Raw genomic sequence first — 17,218 nt, 5'->3', positions numbered from 1 at the left:
GTGAAAGAATTGCAATCTTATGGTACTGAGATGTTAATACATGATCCTATCGCCGACGCATCTGCTGCAAGGAAACAATATGGAATTGAGCTTCAACCCTGGGAAATGCCTTAAATGATCTCGACGCAATGATATTTACAGTGGCTCATCAATATTATTTAAATATTGGCAGAGATGAAATAAAAAATAAATTGAATCATCGAGGTCTTATCATGGATATAAAAGAAATCTTTAATCAACAAGAGTTCAAAGGTACCGGAATTTCCCTCTGGAGGTTATGAATGGCTCGTATATTAATTACTGGTGGATGTGGATTTATAGGTTCTCATATAGCAGCTTTCCATTTAGAACAGGGTGATGAAGTTTTTGTTGTTGATAACATGAGTTCTGGCTCTGAAGCCAATCTGAAAATGTATCAAGATAACCCATTACTGCGTATTGAAAATAATGATATTCTTTTCTGGCCTGATTTACTCAAAGCTGTAGTATGGGCAGATCGTATCTATCATATGGCTGCTATTGTAGGGATCTTTAAAGTACTTTCTGAACCAGTTAATGTGATAAGAACGAATATAGGTGGAGCTCAACGATTGCTTGATGCAGTAGCTGAGAGTGGCTCTAGGGCAAGAATTTTATTAGCTTCCTCTTCTTCCGTTTATGGTGCAATCAAACGTCCAGATCTTAATGAAGAAAATGATTTAGTGGTTAAAATGAAAAATTATTCTTTATCTACTTATATGATAAGTAAAATTACACAAGAAGCTATTGCACTGGCCTATTATAGAACCTATCAAATTCCCTTAACTTTGGTCAGATTGTTTAACGTCATTGGGCCCAGGCAAACAGGACGATATGGAATGGTTGTGCCAAGGTTTATTCAACAAGCCTGCAATAATGTCCCACTCACTGTTTTTGGGGATGGGACCCAAACACGCTCTTTTTGTGATGTCAGAGATGCAGTAAAAGCTATGGATTTGTTACTTCAGGTCGACAAATCCATTGGTGAAATTGTCAATGTTGGGAATACACAGGAAATCTCGATTAATCAATTGGCTGATCTGGTTAAAATGCATACACAATCACAATCAGAAATTCAGCATATCTCTTATGAGGAAGCTTACGGGCAAGGATTTAAAGATACTACTCAAAGAAAACCGGACTTAAGTAAATTATATAGCTTAGTTCCTTATAAACCATTATGGAACTTAGGAAATACCATAGATGATCTGGCCTTGAAGTATAGGGCTGCAAATTAATTATCCTTGGATAGATATGGCATGCGCATATTATTTATTAATACAGGTCCCTGGGGCACAGGAAGTTTTACGGTAATTAAAGGATTATCAAAACAGTTACTTAAATTAGGCCATGAGGTAAAAATTTTTTTCCTGACTCTAATTTCGAATCAATAGATAAAGATGAATATTATAAGAATCCTTGTATTTATAAAATATGGGAATTTCCTATCCATAACGATTTAGTTAGTATACCTACTTTTCCTTTAATGATTACTGATCCTCATCCCAGAAATCCTAATGCTATAACATTTAAAAGTCTTTCGGAACAACAGATTGCATTTTATGAGCAATGTTTGACTCAGGAGCTTGAGCAATTAATCCATGAATTCAAACCGGATGTTATTGAATGTCATCATATTTGGTTAAGCAGTTGGGTACTGCATCAAATGAAGATGGATTATATTGTGGTAGCGCATCATAGTGATCAATTAGGTTTAAAGTACTATCCACAGATTGCCAGTAAGGTGTTGATGAGTTCGCGAGGTGCTCGAAAAATCATAGCAATATCTGAGTCGGTTAAACAAGAGGTGACACGACTCTACCATGTTCAGGAAAAAAAAGTTGTTGTTCTCTCAAATGGGTATGATAACACTATTTTTAAAAAGCAATCTGTAGATAAGAGCACTTTTCTTGCCGAATTCGGAATTCACATCGAGTCGCATGCACCAATAATCAGTTTTGCTGGAAAAATATCCCGTACAAAAGGAATAGACATTCTATTACTGGCTAATAAGTTGTTACAAACTAGGGTAAAAGTTCATTTCATTATTATGGGATCGGGTTCAATTGATGACTTCTGCAAGAGATTGGATCCCAGGCGCATTGATTTGAGTAATATGCACTTTATAGGACAACAAATCCCGGAAAATGTAGCTAAAGTGCATAATATTTCCAGGTTAAGCGTCATGCCCTCACGTAGTGAAGGCTTTGGGATATCATGCTTGGAAGCTATGGGATGTGGACTACCGGTTGTTGTGACGCGTTGTGGTGGTCCTGAGCAATTTGCAATCGGTAAAATCCTTGAAAGGAAGGACCCTGCCTTACTCGCCCAAGCTATATTAGATTTGTTGGCACTCCCTGAAGTTGACTATCAAAATTTAAGTTGGGAAGCCAGTTGTGTAGCTGAACAATACGGCTGGAGCATATTACAAAGAAGCACCTTAAGCTGTATCATGAACTCTTAAGCCACAAAAATTAGTCTTTGAAAATTATTTCTATTATGAGTAATATAACTAATGAGTTATGTGGGATAACAGCAGAATAGCTTCTCTGGTGAAATAAGGATTATTGTGAGCTCTAAACTTCTTCTCTCATCATTTGTTTTTTTAATTTTTTTTCAGGCAGAAATAGGCTTCGCCGTTCCTAAGCAGGTTAAAACTAGTATTACTCTTGAACAGATTAAGGTTGTTTATAAAAAGAAAAATTTCAATCAAACGATTGAACTTAGTAAGGAATATTTGAAGATATTCCCTCAGGATATTGATGCTTCTCTGTATGAAGGCTTAGCTTACAGGCAATTGAATCAATGCAATAAGGCCATCTCTGTTTTTAAATCTATTTTGAATACTCATCCACAATATCTAGAAGCTAGATTAGGTTTAATAAATTGTCTTTTAAAAGGTAATAATTATAGTCAAACGCTTGAAGTCGTTGAGCAAGGATTGTCTCTCAATCCACACCACCATGAGCTCTTATTTCTGAAAGCTAAAACGTTATTTTTACTAAATAGGAAGCAAGAAGCGGCTACAGTATTAAATCAAAATTTGAAAATTAATCCAAAAGATGAGCAATCAATAACCTTATTAAGAAATATGAAAGAGGAAGAGTACAATAAGAATACTGAGCTGTTTTCGCAGAGGATAAGTGCAACACCCAAAAGAGTAATGTCAGTTGGTCGAAAGAATTTAGAGTTAGTAACGGATGAAATCAAACGTCCTAAATTTATAATAGGTGTTTTTACAGATAACATGGGTGTTAATATCCCTAGACAATATTGGAATTTATCTAATTTTTATGGTTATTGGGTTACTTCCTTAGGGGCTTTTGGTGGGTCAGTGAATTACGCTACGCGATATAATCAAAATGCTACCCAATTGGAGTTAGATGCCGCCCCTAATTTGGGGAAGTATTTAACTCTGGATTTGACTTACGCTTACGCAGATAAACCAGAGTTGTTTCCAAACGAATTGGAAAGCGCAGAGTTGCATGCCTATCTCCCCTATGAAATAGACGGATCTTTTGGAGGAGCGCATAGAAAAATTGCTCATTTTACTCTTGATTCAGTGACAGGAAGCATTAATAAATTCATAGGTAATTACTATCTCAACTTCCGGCCAATTCATTTTATTCCAGGCTCAGGTCCCACTTCAACCTTATATCGTTTCGGAATTCGCCGTTATGGGGAAGATCCCAATCAATATATTGGCTTTATATATATGGATGGAACATCGCCTGATTTAACCGATTTGTTATCAGTGGACTTTATAAAAATAAAGGATCGATTATTTCTTATTGAGGTGTAGCAACCGATTAATAAAACGATCTCTATTCAATATGGAGTAGGTTATGAGGAAATGTTGTATCCAAATCAACTTCTTCGAACATTAGTACATTTTGATCTTGGACTAAAAGCTGGATTCTTATAATGATAAGTGAACCGCAATTCAGATGGATCGTTTATTTTATAATAATTGAATTTATTATTATTTTATTTTTTATAATCGCTTCTTATATCTCAAAATTATATTTTTTTATTAAGGAGAAACGAAATCAGCATACTTACGAAGAGTTAAAAAAACTTATTCTTCATGATCAACCGATCCCCCCCTATTTGGCAAAAAAAATCGGAATAGTTCTGCGTTTACTAAAAAAAATCGAGCCAGAGGTAGTACCTGACTGGGAGAAAAAGAAAATTGAAATAGTACGTGATGTATTATTGCCTCAGGCACGTCATTTTGTTAATAAACGATCGTGGGAGAAGCGATATCTTTTATTATTATGCTTTGATTATTATATTAGTTCAAAAGACCACGGCTTACTTATCAAATTGATTAAAGATCATAATATGATAGTAAGTTTCAACGCCATGAGAATTGCTTCCAAAATTGGGAGCCTAGATCTTTTAAAAGCGATATTAGATAAATTGAAACCTGAAACTCACATTGTTCATACTTTTGTAGAGTATTTTCTGGTCCCGGCTCCTGAGTGGCCTAATATTATTGGAGAAGAATTGGCCTCAACGGATGATTCCTGGCTAAAAAAAATCTGCTATGAAATACTACGTGTGACAGGAGGCTCTTCTAAGTATTTTGATTTTACCGAGGCCGATTGCTTTAATGAAAATGTTAATGTTCGCCTTGCGGCTATTCGTGTTTTACCCTACTTAGATAAGAGTCGTTATCTCGAAATATATAATCAGCTTATCCATGATAAAAACTGGATGGTTCGTAATGCTATTGTTAAGACTTTAAGAGAGTTACAAGATCCTAATGCTTTGGATTTATTAGAGTACTCCCTAAAGGATAATGTGTGGTGGGTAAGAATCAATGCTGCAAAAACTCTATCGTATTACGGGGATTCAGGGCAACAAATACTCGCAAAATATAAAGATGAAAAAGAAAGATTAACTGCTGGCGAGGCAGATTATTTTATTACAATTCAACAAATCAGGGATGAAGCGGACGATGAGTAATCTTCTTGTTTTTATTAACTTATGCATTCTTTGCTATTTTATATTCTCCCTTATTTCTTATACAATTCTCTTAATATTATCTTTTCCCGAAATCATAGCAAGTTATAGGGTATCCGAATACACCAATATCTATTCGATTATAAATAAAAAACATTTACCACCAGTAACAGTCCTCATACCCTCCTATAAAGCAGAACAAACCATTACAAATGCTATTTGGTCTGCTCTGAAATCCAAATATCCGAATCTCTACGTGATTGTTATTATGGATGGCGATCCAGGGGGTAAAACTTTTAAGACGCTCACAGAAATCTTTAAATTTGAAGAGATTGAACTTATTAATGAAAAACCTATTAACACAGCAAAAGTAAATCAGGCATACATTTCTAAAATACATTCTCACTTGATGTTAATTGATAAAGAGCATTTTGGGGTAGGGGATACTTTAAATGTCGGATTAAACTTATGTTTTACTCCTTATGTTATGACCTTGGACGCTGATTCCGTTATGGAACCTAATACTGTATCAGAAATGATTCATTATATGCTTAGTAATGAACATGTGATTGCGGTGGGCGGGGGAGTGTATCTTTTAAATAATTGTAAAGTTCATCAAGGGGAAATTGTTGAAGCTAATTTACCAAAAAAATTGATCTCGGCATTACAAATTAATGAGTATATGCGGTCTCATTTATTTAATCGTACAGCTTGGAATCGCTTTGGCGGGACTATGTCTTATTCCGGAACTGCAACTCTTTTTCAGCGTCAAGCACTCTTAAATGTAAATGGTTTTGATCCTGATAATTTTTCACAAGATGCTGAAATTATTATAAAACTCCATGAGTATTATCGTCGTAAAAAAATAGATTATTGTATAGGATTTACTCCCAAGGCGGCTGTTTGGACAATGACGCCAGATAATATTAAATCATATAGTATACAGCAGAATCATTGGAGAAGAGGTTTATTACGCTCTACTCTTCGTTATTGGTTCATGTTTCTAAACCCACGATATAAAATACAGGGCTTGATAAATTATCCCTTCTATATGTTGCTTGAAATTCTAGCTCCTTATGTTGAGTTTACCGCCTATTTCTGTGTTTTTATTGCTTATTATATTGGAATTCTTAGCGGTGCTTCTGCTTTGCTGTATATTATTTTGGCATGGGGATTTAGTGCTTATCTTAATTTAGCTAATGCCTTTATTAACCTTATAACATTTAATAAGTATCATAAGTTAAATGATATACTTAAAGTATTTGGTCTTACTATGGCGGATATGGTTGGTTTTAGGCAGTATTTGACTGTGGTTAAAGTATGGTCTTCATTACAATATGTTGTTTATAGACTGTTAGGTAAGCCTCAATAGTAATAATATTTCTAGTTTTGGGAACGAATTAGAAGCGTTTGCTATAATTTAAATAATGTAGCAATTAATGGATGATATGATAGATAACGTTGAAATACCAGAACCACCACTAGAGTATCCAGAAGAGCCATCAGAATATCCAGAACAACCTTTGGAATATCCTGATAATCCGGAGCCTTTAGAACCTGGTTATCCTGAGCTTCCTGAACCTGAGCCACGTAAAACACCTGAGCCAGGTTTTGAGTAATGCAAACTTCTATTTGTATATTAAATCATTTGCTGGTTTAGTCATGTATTAGAGCCTGTAGTGTTTTTCCGATGTTAGGTGCTCTCATTAAGCTCTCCCCAATTAGAAAAGCATTAATTCCGTGGGATTGCATTAATTTGATGTCTTCTCGAGTATTAATGCCGCTTTCAGTAATAATAATTTTTTCTTTAGGAATGAACTGTTTTAATCGAATGCTAAGTTGGATATCTGTTTTAAAGGTATGAAGACTGCGGTTATTAATTCCTATTAATGGAGTGGGTAGTCGAAGAGCTCTTTCTAATTCATTTTGGGTATGACTTTCTACCAAAACGGACATTTTTAGCTCTTGAGCCAATTGGCAAAAATCCATTAGTTGAATGTCATCTAATAAAGCAACAATCAGTAAGATACAATCGGCCCCTAAAACCAGGCTTTCATAAATTTGATAAGAGTCAATAATAAAATCCTTGCGTAATACTGGTAAGGAGCTCTTGGATTTTGCCAAAGCCAAATAATCGGGGTGACCTTGAAAAAACTCAACATCCGTTAAAACAGATAAGCATTTTGCACCATTTTGGGTATAAAGCTTGGCAATCTCAGCGACATTAAAGTCCTTTCGAATTAATCCCTTGCTAGGGGATGCTTTTTTTATTTCTGCAATAATCGCTGGTGCTGAATCGGATTTCAGTGCTGCAGTAAAATCACGTATTTCTCCTACGTGCTGTTTAGATAAAACATGTAATGGCCTGTTTTTTTTTGCAATAGTAATTTCTTCTAATTTATGCTGAGCAATTCGTTCTAGGATGCTATTCATGGTTTACTTAAATTTTGAGTTAATAGTCGAAGTTTGTTAAAACAGTTTTTCGCTTTACCGCTGTCAATGGCATTTTTTGCTTCTTCAATGGCAGAATCAAATGATATCCCATTTTGGGCACAATAGATGGCAGCAGCAGAATTTAGAAGCACCATATCTCGGGCTGGTCCTGGTTTTCCAGAAAACACGGATTGAATTAAATTCAAGCTTTGTTGTGGCGAATCTACTATGATCTCTTCTAAAGAAGGATGTTCAAGGCCGTAGTCTTCTGGAGAAATAAGCCATTGCTTAAAATTTCCATTATGATATTCAATCACTTCACTTGTTGCAGCAACGCTAATCTCATCTAATCCATCTTGAGAGCTAATCACTAAGATTCTTTCACTGCCTAAATTGGCTAAAACTGTGGCTATCGGTTTGAGCCAAGACGGTGAAAAGACACCAACAACTTGCCTTTTTACTTGGGCAGGGTTAATTAAAGGTCCCAGCAAATTAAATAAAGTTCTTATTCCTAATTGCTGTCTTGCAGCTCTGGCATGTTGCATAGCAGGGTGATAATGAGGTGCAAATAAAAAAGCTAACCCGCATTGTTGAATACAGTTTTTTATTTGTTCATCAGGAAGATTAAGCACAAATCCGGCTTGCTCCAGCAGATCGGCACTGCCGCTGCGGCTTGAAACAGAACGGTTACCATGTTTAGCAACAGGTATTCCTGCTGCAGCTACAACGAAACTGCAAGCCGTGGACACATTAAAAGTATTTCTTCCATCTCCTCCCGTGCCGACGATATCAATCAGGTTACTACCTAAATCTATAGTATGCGCTAATTGCCTCATGACTTTGGCAGCTGCAGTCAGTTCATTTACTGTTTCACCTTTCATACGCATTAACGCCAGAAAAGTTGCAATTTGCACATCACTGAATGCACCAGTCATACAGGCATAAATAACTTCCTGCATCTGCTCAGGATCTAAATCTTTTCGGGATAGTAATTGTTCAAATAGAAGTTTGGGATTCATAACACAAAAAATTCTCGAGTATTTGCAAGCCGTATTGACTTAATATAGCCTCAGGATGAAATTGTAGACCAAAAAGAGGAAATTGACGATGTGAAATTGCCATTATTGTATCCTTTGCCCAGGCATCTATGGAGAAACAGTCAGGTAAAGTAGGAATATCCACTGCCAGAGAGTGATATCGAGCTGCTTGAAAGTGATTAGGTATCCCTTTGAATAACCCTTGATAATGATGAGTAATTTTTGAGGTTTTACCATGCATGATTTCCGGAGCTGAGATAATTGTACCTCCAAAAGTTTGAGCTAAACACTGATGGCCAAGACAAATACCCAGTATAGGGATATTCTTATGGAATTCTTTAATAGCCTCCATAGAAATCCCTGATTCATTAGGAGAGTTGGGCCTGGAGAAATGACTATAAATTGTGGAGCTAATTTTCTAATAGCATCCAGTTCAATTTTGTCATTTTCAAAGACAGCAACCTCTTGATGTAAGCTCTGAAAATATTGTACCAGATTGTATGTAAATGAATCATAGTTATCAATGATAAGCAGCATATGTGTAATTAAAAATATCTATTTAAATTAGGCTATAAAGCAAATTCCTCACCCAGATAAACTTGTCTTACTTGCTGATTAGCAAGTATAGCTTCAGGAGTTCCTTCGCAAAGAATTTTCCCTTGACTTACAATGTAAGCGCGTTCGCAAATATCTAAGGTTTCCCTCACATTATGATCGGTTATTAAAACTCCTATGCCCTTATTACACAAGTGCAAGATAATTTTTTTTATATCTATGACTGAAATTGGGTCAACTCCGGCAAAAGGTTCATCAAGTAAGATGAAAGATGGTTCTATTGCCAGAGCTCTGGCAATTTCAACGCGCCTTCTTTCTCCGCCAGATAAAGCCATTCCCAAACTATTTACAATATGGGTAATATGAAATTCTTGCAAAAGAAGATCCAATTTTTCTTCTCGTGCTTGATCATTTAAATCTTTTCTCAGCTCAAGAATTGCCATGATATTTTCGGCTACAGTAAGTTTCCGAAACACGGATGCTTCTTGCGGGAGATAACTAATTCCATGTCGGGCTCTTTGGTGCATGGCATCTAGAGTGATGTCTTTGCCATTGAGAATAATATGGCCCTCATCGCAAGACTGTAAGCCAACTATCATGTAAAAACAGGTAGTTTTACCTGCCCCATTTGGGCCTAGTAAACCGACACATTCACCTTGTTTGATATGAATACTGACCTCGTTAACAACCGTTCGGCCTTTAAATGATTTTTTTAATTGTTTGGCTTCTAATAGGCTCATGATTTCTTTTCAGGATAAAGAATTATCGTGGTTCTTGTTTTTTTATCACTATGAGTTAAAACCTGTTGTTCCTGAGTATCATAACTAATTTTAGCGGCTGAGAGCGAATTGGAGCCTTGTTCTATACGAGCATTGCCTACTAATTCGATTAAATGTTTGAGTGGATAATACTTTATAGTATCTGCGTAAGCATGAAATGGCGGTTTATTGGGATCTGTTTTAGTCCAGTAATGGGCTTGCTGATCTTTAGAGCCTTTAGCAATAGCCAAAGTTAACTGATTTTTATCATCTCCTTGAGTAATGGCTTCTGAAGCGCGCAAATTGGTTGTTCCTTGAATAAATTCAACATTGCCAATGTACGTTCCTCTATGTTTTTTTTGATTTAAATCGGCGGAGTCAGAAACCACGTGTACCATTTCTTGCTTGTCAAAAGGAAGTGCGTGTGCTGTTAAAAAATTCAACATGGATAGTAATAATAAAATAGATTTTTTTCCAAATCCGGCTGTTGTAGAGAATTGCTTCGATACGGCACGCGGATTCTCATCACACTTTGTGCACGCAGCATTGCGCTCTGCTTCTCCTCGCACTGCCCTCACTATAGCGAATTTGGAAAAAAATCTAAAGCATTTAGCCTTTAGCTGGGTCATAGCTACCTCTCGCTTTATGGAGTAGTTCTACTCTTTTCTCATCTAAATAGGCATTCATCCCGGTAGATTGTATGATATTGCCTGGTTGTTCAAAGGTTACAAAAAGACTTGTTGTTGCTTTTCTTTCTTTGGGATAATAAGTAATTTCTTCCGTTTTTAAAGTACTTTCTTGAGAACCTTGAGCTGGATTTTGGTGAACAATCACTTGTTCTATAAAAGTTATTTGTTTACCGCCTTCAAATGATTTTGCTCGCATTGAATTGATTTCCCAGGCCGATTGATTGTCTTGCTTTATAATAATATGGGGCTCTTTAAGCAAATGAAGGTCATTATTAGGGATATGCTCGACCAGGGGAGTGGTCAGTAAGTTGATTAAAACTCCATCGGAATTAAATTGTTTTACAGTAAGGTGAGATATGGTGCTATCCACTTCATTTAATAAAGGTTTTTTATTTACCTTAATAGCCTGATTTAAATGAGCATAATACCAGCTCGAACAGGATAAAATAAGCAAGGTTAAGAATAGCCAAATCGCTTGTTTGGTAGTATTCATTGTTTTAAGTAGCCTGTAATTGCCAACTCTGCCTTGTTTTGTGCATTAAGGATTAAGTCACATAACTCCCGAACGGCTCCTCGTCCCCCTGTACGTTCAGTTCGCCAATCAGCAAACTCTAAAACTTGAGGGACAGCATTGCCTACAGCGACCCCTAGGCCAACTTGCTGAATTAGAGGCAAGTCGGGTAAGTCATCGCCTATATAGGCGAATTCTTCATCTTGCAAACCTAATGTTTCTTTAAGATGCTGGTAGGCATTTCGTTTATCAACTTGTCCTTTGTAGTAATGAGTTATTCCTAGCTGTTCCATGCGATGATCAACGACATTATTTTGAGCTGTAGTAATAATTGCGACTTGTATTCCTGCAGCCATTAATAATTTCAATCCCATTCCATCTTGTACGTGGAATGATTTTAATTCATTGCCGTGGTTATCAATATGCAGAAGGCCATCGCTGAGTACTCCATCTACATCACAGATAAGACATTTAATTTTCTTTGCTTTTTCTAATAATTCATTCATTTTTTTCTCTAAGTTAAAACACGCCAGCTTTTAATAAATCATGTAAATGTAGAACTGCATGAGGTTTTTTGTTATCGTCAACCACTACCAGCGAAGTGATACTAAATTTTTGCATCATTGCCAAAGCTTCCGCAGCCAAAGTTCCTTTGGAGACAGTTCTGCAATTTCGAGTCATGACGTCCTTTAGCTGGGTTGTGTTAATATCACATTGACGGGTTAATGTTCTGCGTATATCTCCGTCAGTATAGATACCTACTAAATAGCCGTGTTTGTCTACAACACAGGTCATTCCTAGCTTTTTAGCAGTGACTTCAATTAAAGCATCACTGATGGTTGCATTTTCATGCATTAGAGGAAGCTGGTCGCCTGTGTGGTATAAATCATCTATTCGGAGCAATAATTTTTTGCCAAGCGTTCCTCCTGGGTGAGAGAGGGCAAAATCTTCTGCACTAAATCCTCGAGCTTGCAAGAGAGCTATTGCTAGGGCATCTCCCATAACCAATGCTACAGTGGTGCTGGTTGTTGGAGCAAGGCCAAGAGGACAAGCTTCTTGCTTAATACTGACATCCAAATTGATATCAGCAGCTTTAGCTAAAGTGGACTCCTTATTACCGGTTAGTGTTATTAAAGGTACTTCAAGCCGCTTTAATAAGGGAAGTAGTGTAACTATTTCATGGGTATTACCGGAATTAGAAATGGCAACAACGATATCTTGATGCGTTATCATACCTAAATCCCCATGACTTGCTTCGCCTGGGTGCATAAAAAAAGCAGGGCTGCCGGTACTTGAAAAAGTAGACGCTAATTTATTCGCAATGTGGCCAGATTTTCCCATGCCGGTAACAACAATTCGTCCTTTGCACGAGAGGAGTAATCCGCAAGCTTTTTCAAAACGCTCATCAATTCTCTGAATTAATTCAAATACTGCTTGCGCTTCAGTTTCTATAACTGCTAATCCAAGTGTGCAAAAATTCATAGGCAATCTAGAAGTATTTTGTTTGGTTTTCATTCTAACATAATGTATTTAAATGATGTACCCTATATTTTGGCATTCAGGTCAAAATCATGCTTTGCATATATGAATTAATAGCTTTATTTCCATGCAATTGGGAATCCATTTTATAAGTGGACACACATAGTAATGTTTATTTTTACTCAAATGTCCAGAGACTCTAGAAAAATAGTTTAAAAATGGCTAAACTGCTTTTTTGGAGTTTAAAATGGTTTTTATGTGTCCATTTCCTTATGATTATACTTCGGTTTGTGTCATAATTTGAACTATGACTGTGGAGCCGGACCGGGGCGGGTAAAAGTTTTTTTTAATGAAAACATAATTATTAAACACATTTTTACTGATCCAGTATATACTTCTTAATTAAAAGCATAAAGCCAACATGTATTTTTTATGCTAAGTTCATATTAATTAAATAAAAATTGGATAATAAAGCATGCCTGAGAATTGGGTTGAAATAAAAAATCTAGCCTTTAGCCTCGGCGACCGCTATATTTTTAATGGCATTAATATGGCAGTCCAACAGGGGAAAATCACCGCTATTATGGGACCCAGTGGTTCAGGAAAAACCACTTTGCTACGGCTAATTGGGGCACAATTAACGCCAGATGGTGGTGAAATTTATGTAAATGGCCAGAATATCCATCAATTATCTCGTAAAGCACTTTATGATGCTAGGCGAAATATGGGATTGCTGTTTCAAAGCAGTGCTTTGTTTACTCACCTTTCAGTATTTGAAAATGTGGCTTTTCCATTAAGAGAACATACCGAATTAAACTCATCCATGCTAAGGGATATTGTGCTAATGAAACTGGAAGCTGTTGGCTTGCGTGGAGCCGCTCATTTAATGCCTGCCCAATTATCCGGAGGTATGTCCAGAAGAGTAGCGCTAGCAAGGACAATTGCCCTTGACCCGGAGCTAATGATGTATGATGAGCCTTTTACAGGGCAAGATCCAATTTCTATGGGAGTACTGGTAAGGTTAATACAGCAATTGAATCAGTTATTACGTACAACTACTATTATTGTATCTCATGATGTTGAAGAAACTTGCTCAATAGCAGATTATATTTATTTGATATCGGGTGGCAAAATCATAGGTGAGGGGACACCTGATGAATTAATGCACTCCAGTGAACCTCAGGTTAAACAGTTTATGCATGGAGAGGCTGATGGGGCTGTGCCTTTTCATTATCCAGCGAAACCGTATACAGAGGAGTTATTAGATGCTTGATACAATCGCCCGTTTGGGTAATCGAGGTGTACACGCCCTGCAGAGTATTGGCAGTTCGGGGTTATTTTTATTTTCTATGTTATTTAGAAGACCTGATATTTTAAGGTTATGGCCTTTGTTACGTTATCAACTCTATTTCACTGGTGTTTTGTCTTGTTTAATCATCGTAGTATCCGCTTTATTTATTGGTATGGTTGTTGGGCTTCAAGGGTATAATACCTTGCAAAAATTTGGAGCTTCGAGTCAATTAGGTCAATTATTAGCTTTAAGTGTAGCAAGGGAATTAGGACCTGTTATCAGTGCTTTATTGTTTGCAGGTCGGGCTGGTTCGGCTCTTACGGCTGAAATTGGTTTGATGAAAGCTACAGAACAGTTATCCAGTATGGATATGATGGGAGTTGACCCTTTAGGGCGAGTAGTTTACCCACGCTTTATCGCTGGATTTATAGCATTACCTGTACTTGCTTTGATTTTTTCTGCAGTAGCTATATATGGCGGTTATTTTATTGGTGTTTATTGGCTAGGGGTGGATGCAGGAAGTTTTTGGTCTAATATGCAAGCTGCTGTCAATTTTCGTATTGATATATTGAGTGGGATTATTAAAAGTTTGGTTTTCGCATTTGTTGTCACCTGGATTTCAGTATTTCAAGGGTTTGAATGCGTGCCAACAGCAGAGGGTATCAGCCATGCGACGACTAAAACTGTAGTTTACTCATCGCTTGCTGTATTAGGGCTTGACTTCTTGTTGACTGCAATGATGATTGGAGACTGGTAAATGAAAAAGCAACGTTATGTAGACACTAGTGTAGGAATATTTATGTTGCTTGGACTGCTTGCTTTATTGGTAATGGCAATGAAAGTTAGTAATATTACTGATTTTATGTCTCATAAAAGCTATCATGTTACAGCGGACTTTACTGATATAGGAGGTCTTAAAGTAAGAGCTCCGGTAACAGTTGCAGGTGTTCGTATTGGTGAAGTTAGCCGTATTGAATTGCAACCAGGTGAACTGACTGCAAGAGTTACCATGACCTTAAATGGTGATAAAAAGATTCCTTATGAGGATGTTTCTGCGCGAATTTTGACCGAGGGCTTGCTTGGCTCTAATTATATTAGTATTGTTCCCGGTTTTGAGGAAGACGGTAGTCAAAATCACCCTTATTTACGTGATGGGGATACTATTGCGAAGACTCAGGAAGCAATTATTCTAGAAAATCTTATAGGACAGTTATTGTTTAATATAAAAAAATAGGTGAACCATGAGAGTTTTTAAAACAATTATATTTGTTGCATTTATGGCAGTATCTCAATTAATGGTTGCTCAAGCCTCTCCTATCCCCATGTTAGAACACACAGCTAATCAAATTATTTCTGTTCTCAAGGAAAATAAGGCACGTTTGAAAAGTAATCCTGAGATTATTTATAAGGCTGTCGAAGATAACCTTTTGCCAAACGTGGATGTGGAGGGGATGTCTCGTTCGGTTTTGGGGAGACAAGCTTGGAATAAGGCGACTGTAGCTGAGAAAGTCCAGTTCTCAAAAGCGTTTACTCGTTTGGTAATTCGTACCTATTCCAGTCCTTTAGCTCAGTATTCTGATGAAACAGTACAATTTTTACCTTTACGTGGTTCTTTAAACAGTAAGTTTATTCGTGTCAATAGTGTCATTATTCGCTCTGAAGGGCAAAATATCCCTTTAAGTTATAGCTTGGTATCCAAGAATGGACGATGGAAAATTTACGACATCAGTGTTGAAGGTGTTAGTTTGTTACAAAGTTTTAGATCGCAGTTCGCGCAAGCGTTGCAATATTCCAGCATCAGTCAAGTGATTAAGGAAATGCAGCAAAACCAGGCTAAGAAGGCTTCATAATTGTGGAAAAGAATATTTTTAAACCTGATTCTGAGCTCACATTCAAATCTGTGGTATCTGTTCGTGCGAAGCTTTATAACGCTTTAATGAACAATACCAAAGATAGTTTTTGTCTTGATTTAAGTGAGGTAACTCATTGTGACAGTGCAGGTCTCGCTTTAATTATTGAAGCTAGAAAACTGTGTCAACAAAATAACATGGCTTTTGAAGTAACAGGAGTGTCTTCTAAAACTCAATCTCTGGCTGAATTTTGTGGGGTGAAGAGTATTTTGCAGATATCTTGAAACAAATTCCCTAACCATAAACATCCATTATTCCATAGACTTATTCTTTAGAGCTCTAGGTACCAACAGACCCTATTTGTCTTCTTGAATTGATAAATTCCCATGAATTTTAGGGTAATGTTGTGGCGAGAGAAACAAAGCAATTGATGGAGTACAACAAGGAATATTTAGCATTTTTGAGAGCCATTTAGTGTGTCCATTATTTTTTTTTATCAATCAATCTAAAAAATTTGTATTTATTTTAATTAGTGAGCTAAGTTTATGTTAAGTAATGAAGAAATCGAACAAAGACTTAAGGAAAATGACAATGTGTTTTATGTCAAAGTAGAAGGAGATGGCTATCAGTATCAGGTAACAATAGTGACTGACCTCTTTCTAAATAAGTCTAAAGTTGCAAGACAGCAATGGGTTTATGCTCAGCTGAAAGACTTTATTACCACCGGGAGGCTTCATGCTATTAGTATGAAGACTTGGACAAAAGAAGAATGGGGAAGACAACATGGATAAATTATTGATTAATGGTGGTAAAGCATTACATGGTGAAGTGGTTATTTCAGGTGCTAAAAACGCTGCTCTTCCTATTATGGCAGCGAGTTTATTGGCAAGTGACCACGTGACTATATCCAATGTTCCTCATCTTAAAGATATTACAACCATGATGGAATTGCTAGGTCAATTAGGAGCGCATTTAATTGTTGATGAGAAAATGAATGTTCAGGTTGATTCCAGCCAGGTCAACGAGTTTATTGCTCCATACGATTTAGTCAAGACAATGCGCGCCTCTATTTTAGTATTAGGTCCCATGCTTAGTCGATTTGGAAAGGCCGATGTTTCTTTACCTGGTGGGTGTGCAATAGGAACAAGACCAGTTGATTTGCATTTAAAAGCATTAAGGTCTATGGGAGCTGATATTATTGTTAAAAACGGTTATATCAATGCTCGCTGTAAAAGAGGACGTTTGCAAGGTCGGCGTTTGATGTTTGATACAGTCACTGTTACTGGAACTGAAAACGTACTAATGGCTGCTGTATTGGCAGAAGGAGTGACTACTATTAAAAATGCTGCTCGCGAGCCAGAAGTAGTGGATTTGGCCAATTTTCTGATTCAGATGGGAGCAAAAATCAGTGGAGCCGGTACTTCCACTATAGAAGTGGAGGGTGTTGAATCCTTAAGCGGTGGAACTTATTCTGTGATGCCGGATAGAATAGAAGCAGGAACCTATTTGGCCGCAGGAGCATTAACTCGTGGCCAGGTTACTGTTAAGAAAATACGCCCTGATACCTTGTTATCCCAGTTATGCAAGTTTGAAGAAGCGGGTGCAGAGTTGACTATTGGTGAGGATTGG

General features: G+C 36.9%; 20 protein-coding genes and 1 pseudogene. 13 read left to right on the top strand and 8 right to left on the bottom strand.

The window, feature by feature from the left end; genetic code table 11:
* Nucleotides 1-281 precede the first annotated feature (281 nt).
* From OK13_RS11390 to OK13_RS11365, 6 genes are all read left to right on the top strand, one after another.
* Complete coding sequence (locus OK13_RS11390) at nucleotides 282-1,256, top strand: NAD-dependent epimerase/dehydratase family protein (protein WP_035890901.1); 975 nt, start codon at nucleotides 282-284, stop codon at nucleotides 1,254-1,256.
* Nucleotides 1,257-1,591: 335 nt separating this feature from the next.
* Nucleotides 1,592-2,482 (top strand): glycosyltransferase family 4 protein, encoded by an 891-nt coding sequence (locus OK13_RS11385; protein WP_241480546.1) that lies wholly within the window; start codon nucleotides 1,592-1,594, stop codon nucleotides 2,480-2,482.
* 105 nt (nucleotides 2,483-2,587) lie between these two features.
* Entirely contained in the window at nucleotides 2,588-3,820 is a 1,233-nt protein-coding gene (locus tag OK13_RS11380; RefSeq protein ID WP_241480545.1) for a YaiO family outer membrane beta-barrel protein, read from the top strand.
* A 122-nt stretch (nucleotides 3,821-3,942) separates the two neighbouring features.
* Nucleotides 3,943-4,989, top strand: coding sequence for a HEAT repeat domain-containing protein (locus OK13_RS11375; protein ID WP_241480544.1), 1,047 nt, complete (start codon nucleotides 3,943-3,945; stop codon nucleotides 4,987-4,989).
* On the top strand, nucleotides 4,982-6,358 hold the full coding sequence (locus OK13_RS11370; RefSeq protein WP_241480543.1) for a glycosyltransferase family 2 protein: 1,377 nt from the start codon (nucleotides 4,982-4,984) through the stop codon (nucleotides 6,356-6,358). Before OK13_RS11375 ends, OK13_RS11370 begins: the two co-directional genes overlap by 8 nt.
* 67 nt (nucleotides 6,359-6,425) lie before the next feature.
* On the top strand, nucleotides 6,426-6,605 hold the full coding sequence (locus OK13_RS11365; RefSeq protein WP_035890897.1) for a hypothetical protein: 180 nt from the start codon (nucleotides 6,426-6,428) through the stop codon (nucleotides 6,603-6,605).
* A gap of 37 nt (nucleotides 6,606-6,642) precedes the next feature.
* Here OK13_RS11365 and trpC read toward each other — a convergent pair whose 3' ends face one another.
* The 8 genes and pseudogenes from trpC to OK13_RS11325 all read right to left on the bottom strand — a co-directional run bounded on the left by trpC (nucleotide 6,643) and on the right by OK13_RS11325 (nucleotide 12,451).
* Nucleotides 6,643-7,419 (bottom strand): indole-3-glycerol phosphate synthase TrpC, encoded by a 777-nt coding sequence (trpC, locus tag OK13_RS11360; RefSeq protein ID WP_035890895.1) that lies wholly within the window; start codon nucleotides 7,417-7,419, stop codon nucleotides 6,643-6,645.
* A complete protein-coding gene (gene trpD / locus OK13_RS11355) occupies nucleotides 7,416-8,438 on the bottom strand; it encodes an anthranilate phosphoribosyltransferase (protein ID WP_035890894.1) in 1,023 nt (340 codons plus the stop codon). Before trpD ends, trpC begins: the two co-directional genes overlap by 4 nt.
* Nucleotides 8,416-8,993: pseudogene (locus tag OK13_RS11350) on the bottom strand (anthranilate synthase component II). The gene trpD and the pseudogene OK13_RS11350 overlap by 23 nt, the downstream one beginning before the upstream one ends.
* 32 nt (nucleotides 8,994-9,025) lie before the next feature.
* Entirely contained in the window at nucleotides 9,026-9,751 is a 726-nt protein-coding gene (gene lptB, locus OK13_RS11345) for an LPS export ABC transporter ATP-binding protein (RefSeq protein ID WP_035890893.1), read from the bottom strand.
* Nucleotides 9,748-10,215: a lipopolysaccharide transport periplasmic protein LptA gene (gene lptA, locus OK13_RS11340; protein WP_052117673.1), complete on the bottom strand. Its 468-nt coding sequence runs from the start codon at nucleotides 10,213-10,215 to the stop codon at nucleotides 9,748-9,750. The genes lptB and lptA overlap by 4 nt, the downstream gene beginning before the upstream one ends.
* 163 nt (nucleotides 10,216-10,378) lie before the next feature.
* Nucleotides 10,379-10,951 (bottom strand): LPS export ABC transporter periplasmic protein LptC, encoded by a 573-nt coding sequence (gene lptC / locus OK13_RS11335; protein ID WP_035890892.1) that lies wholly within the window; start codon nucleotides 10,949-10,951, stop codon nucleotides 10,379-10,381.
* Nucleotides 10,948-11,475 (bottom strand): 3-deoxy-manno-octulosonate-8-phosphatase KdsC, encoded by a 528-nt coding sequence (gene kdsC / locus OK13_RS11330; protein ID WP_035890890.1) that lies wholly within the window; start codon nucleotides 11,473-11,475, stop codon nucleotides 10,948-10,950. The genes lptC and kdsC overlap by 4 nt, the downstream gene beginning before the upstream one ends.
* 13 nt (nucleotides 11,476-11,488) lie before the next feature.
* Nucleotides 11,489-12,451, bottom strand: a complete 963-nt coding sequence (locus OK13_RS11325; protein WP_035890902.1) for a KpsF/GutQ family sugar-phosphate isomerase — start codon at nucleotides 12,449-12,451, stop codon at nucleotides 11,489-11,491.
* Between the two features lie 472 nt (nucleotides 12,452-12,923).
* Between OK13_RS11325 and OK13_RS11320 the strand changes: the two genes are divergently transcribed.
* From OK13_RS11320 to OK13_RS11290, 7 genes are all read left to right on the top strand, one after another.
* On the top strand, nucleotides 12,924-13,721 hold the full coding sequence (locus OK13_RS11320; RefSeq protein ID WP_035890889.1) for an ATP-binding cassette domain-containing protein: 798 nt from the start codon (nucleotides 12,924-12,926) through the stop codon (nucleotides 13,719-13,721).
* Nucleotides 13,714-14,496: a lipid asymmetry maintenance ABC transporter permease subunit MlaE gene (gene mlaE / locus OK13_RS11315; protein ID WP_035890888.1), complete on the top strand. Its 783-nt coding sequence runs from the start codon at nucleotides 13,714-13,716 to the stop codon at nucleotides 14,494-14,496. The genes OK13_RS11320 and mlaE overlap by 8 nt, the downstream gene beginning before the upstream one ends.
* Nucleotides 14,497-14,973, top strand: coding sequence for an outer membrane lipid asymmetry maintenance protein MlaD (mlaD, locus tag OK13_RS11310; protein ID WP_035890887.1), 477 nt, complete (start codon nucleotides 14,497-14,499; stop codon nucleotides 14,971-14,973).
* A gap of 7 nt (nucleotides 14,974-14,980) precedes the next feature.
* Nucleotides 14,981-15,589 (top strand): MlaC/ttg2D family ABC transporter substrate-binding protein, encoded by a 609-nt coding sequence (locus OK13_RS11305; RefSeq protein WP_035890886.1) that lies wholly within the window; start codon nucleotides 14,981-14,983, stop codon nucleotides 15,587-15,589.
* A 2-nt stretch (nucleotides 15,590-15,591) separates the two neighbouring features.
* Entirely contained in the window at nucleotides 15,592-15,873 is a 282-nt protein-coding gene (locus tag OK13_RS11300; protein ID WP_035890884.1) for an STAS domain-containing protein, read from the top strand.
* A 261-nt stretch (nucleotides 15,874-16,134) separates the two neighbouring features.
* Complete coding sequence (locus tag OK13_RS11295) at nucleotides 16,135-16,380, top strand: BolA family protein (RefSeq protein ID WP_035890883.1); 246 nt, start codon at nucleotides 16,135-16,137, stop codon at nucleotides 16,378-16,380.
* Nucleotides 16,373-17,218 (top strand): UDP-N-acetylglucosamine 1-carboxyvinyltransferase (locus OK13_RS11290; RefSeq protein WP_035890882.1); only part of this gene is annotated, 846 nt, incomplete at its 3' end. The genes OK13_RS11295 and OK13_RS11290, both read left to right, overlap by 8 nt.

It is taken from the genome of Legionella norrlandica, assembly GCF_000770585.1.
Lineage (GTDB): Bacteria > Pseudomonadota > Gammaproteobacteria > Legionellales > Legionellaceae > Legionella > Legionella norrlandica.
The sequence above is the reverse complement of the archived record's forward strand: the minus strand, read 5'-3'. Positions and strand labels throughout refer to the sequence as shown.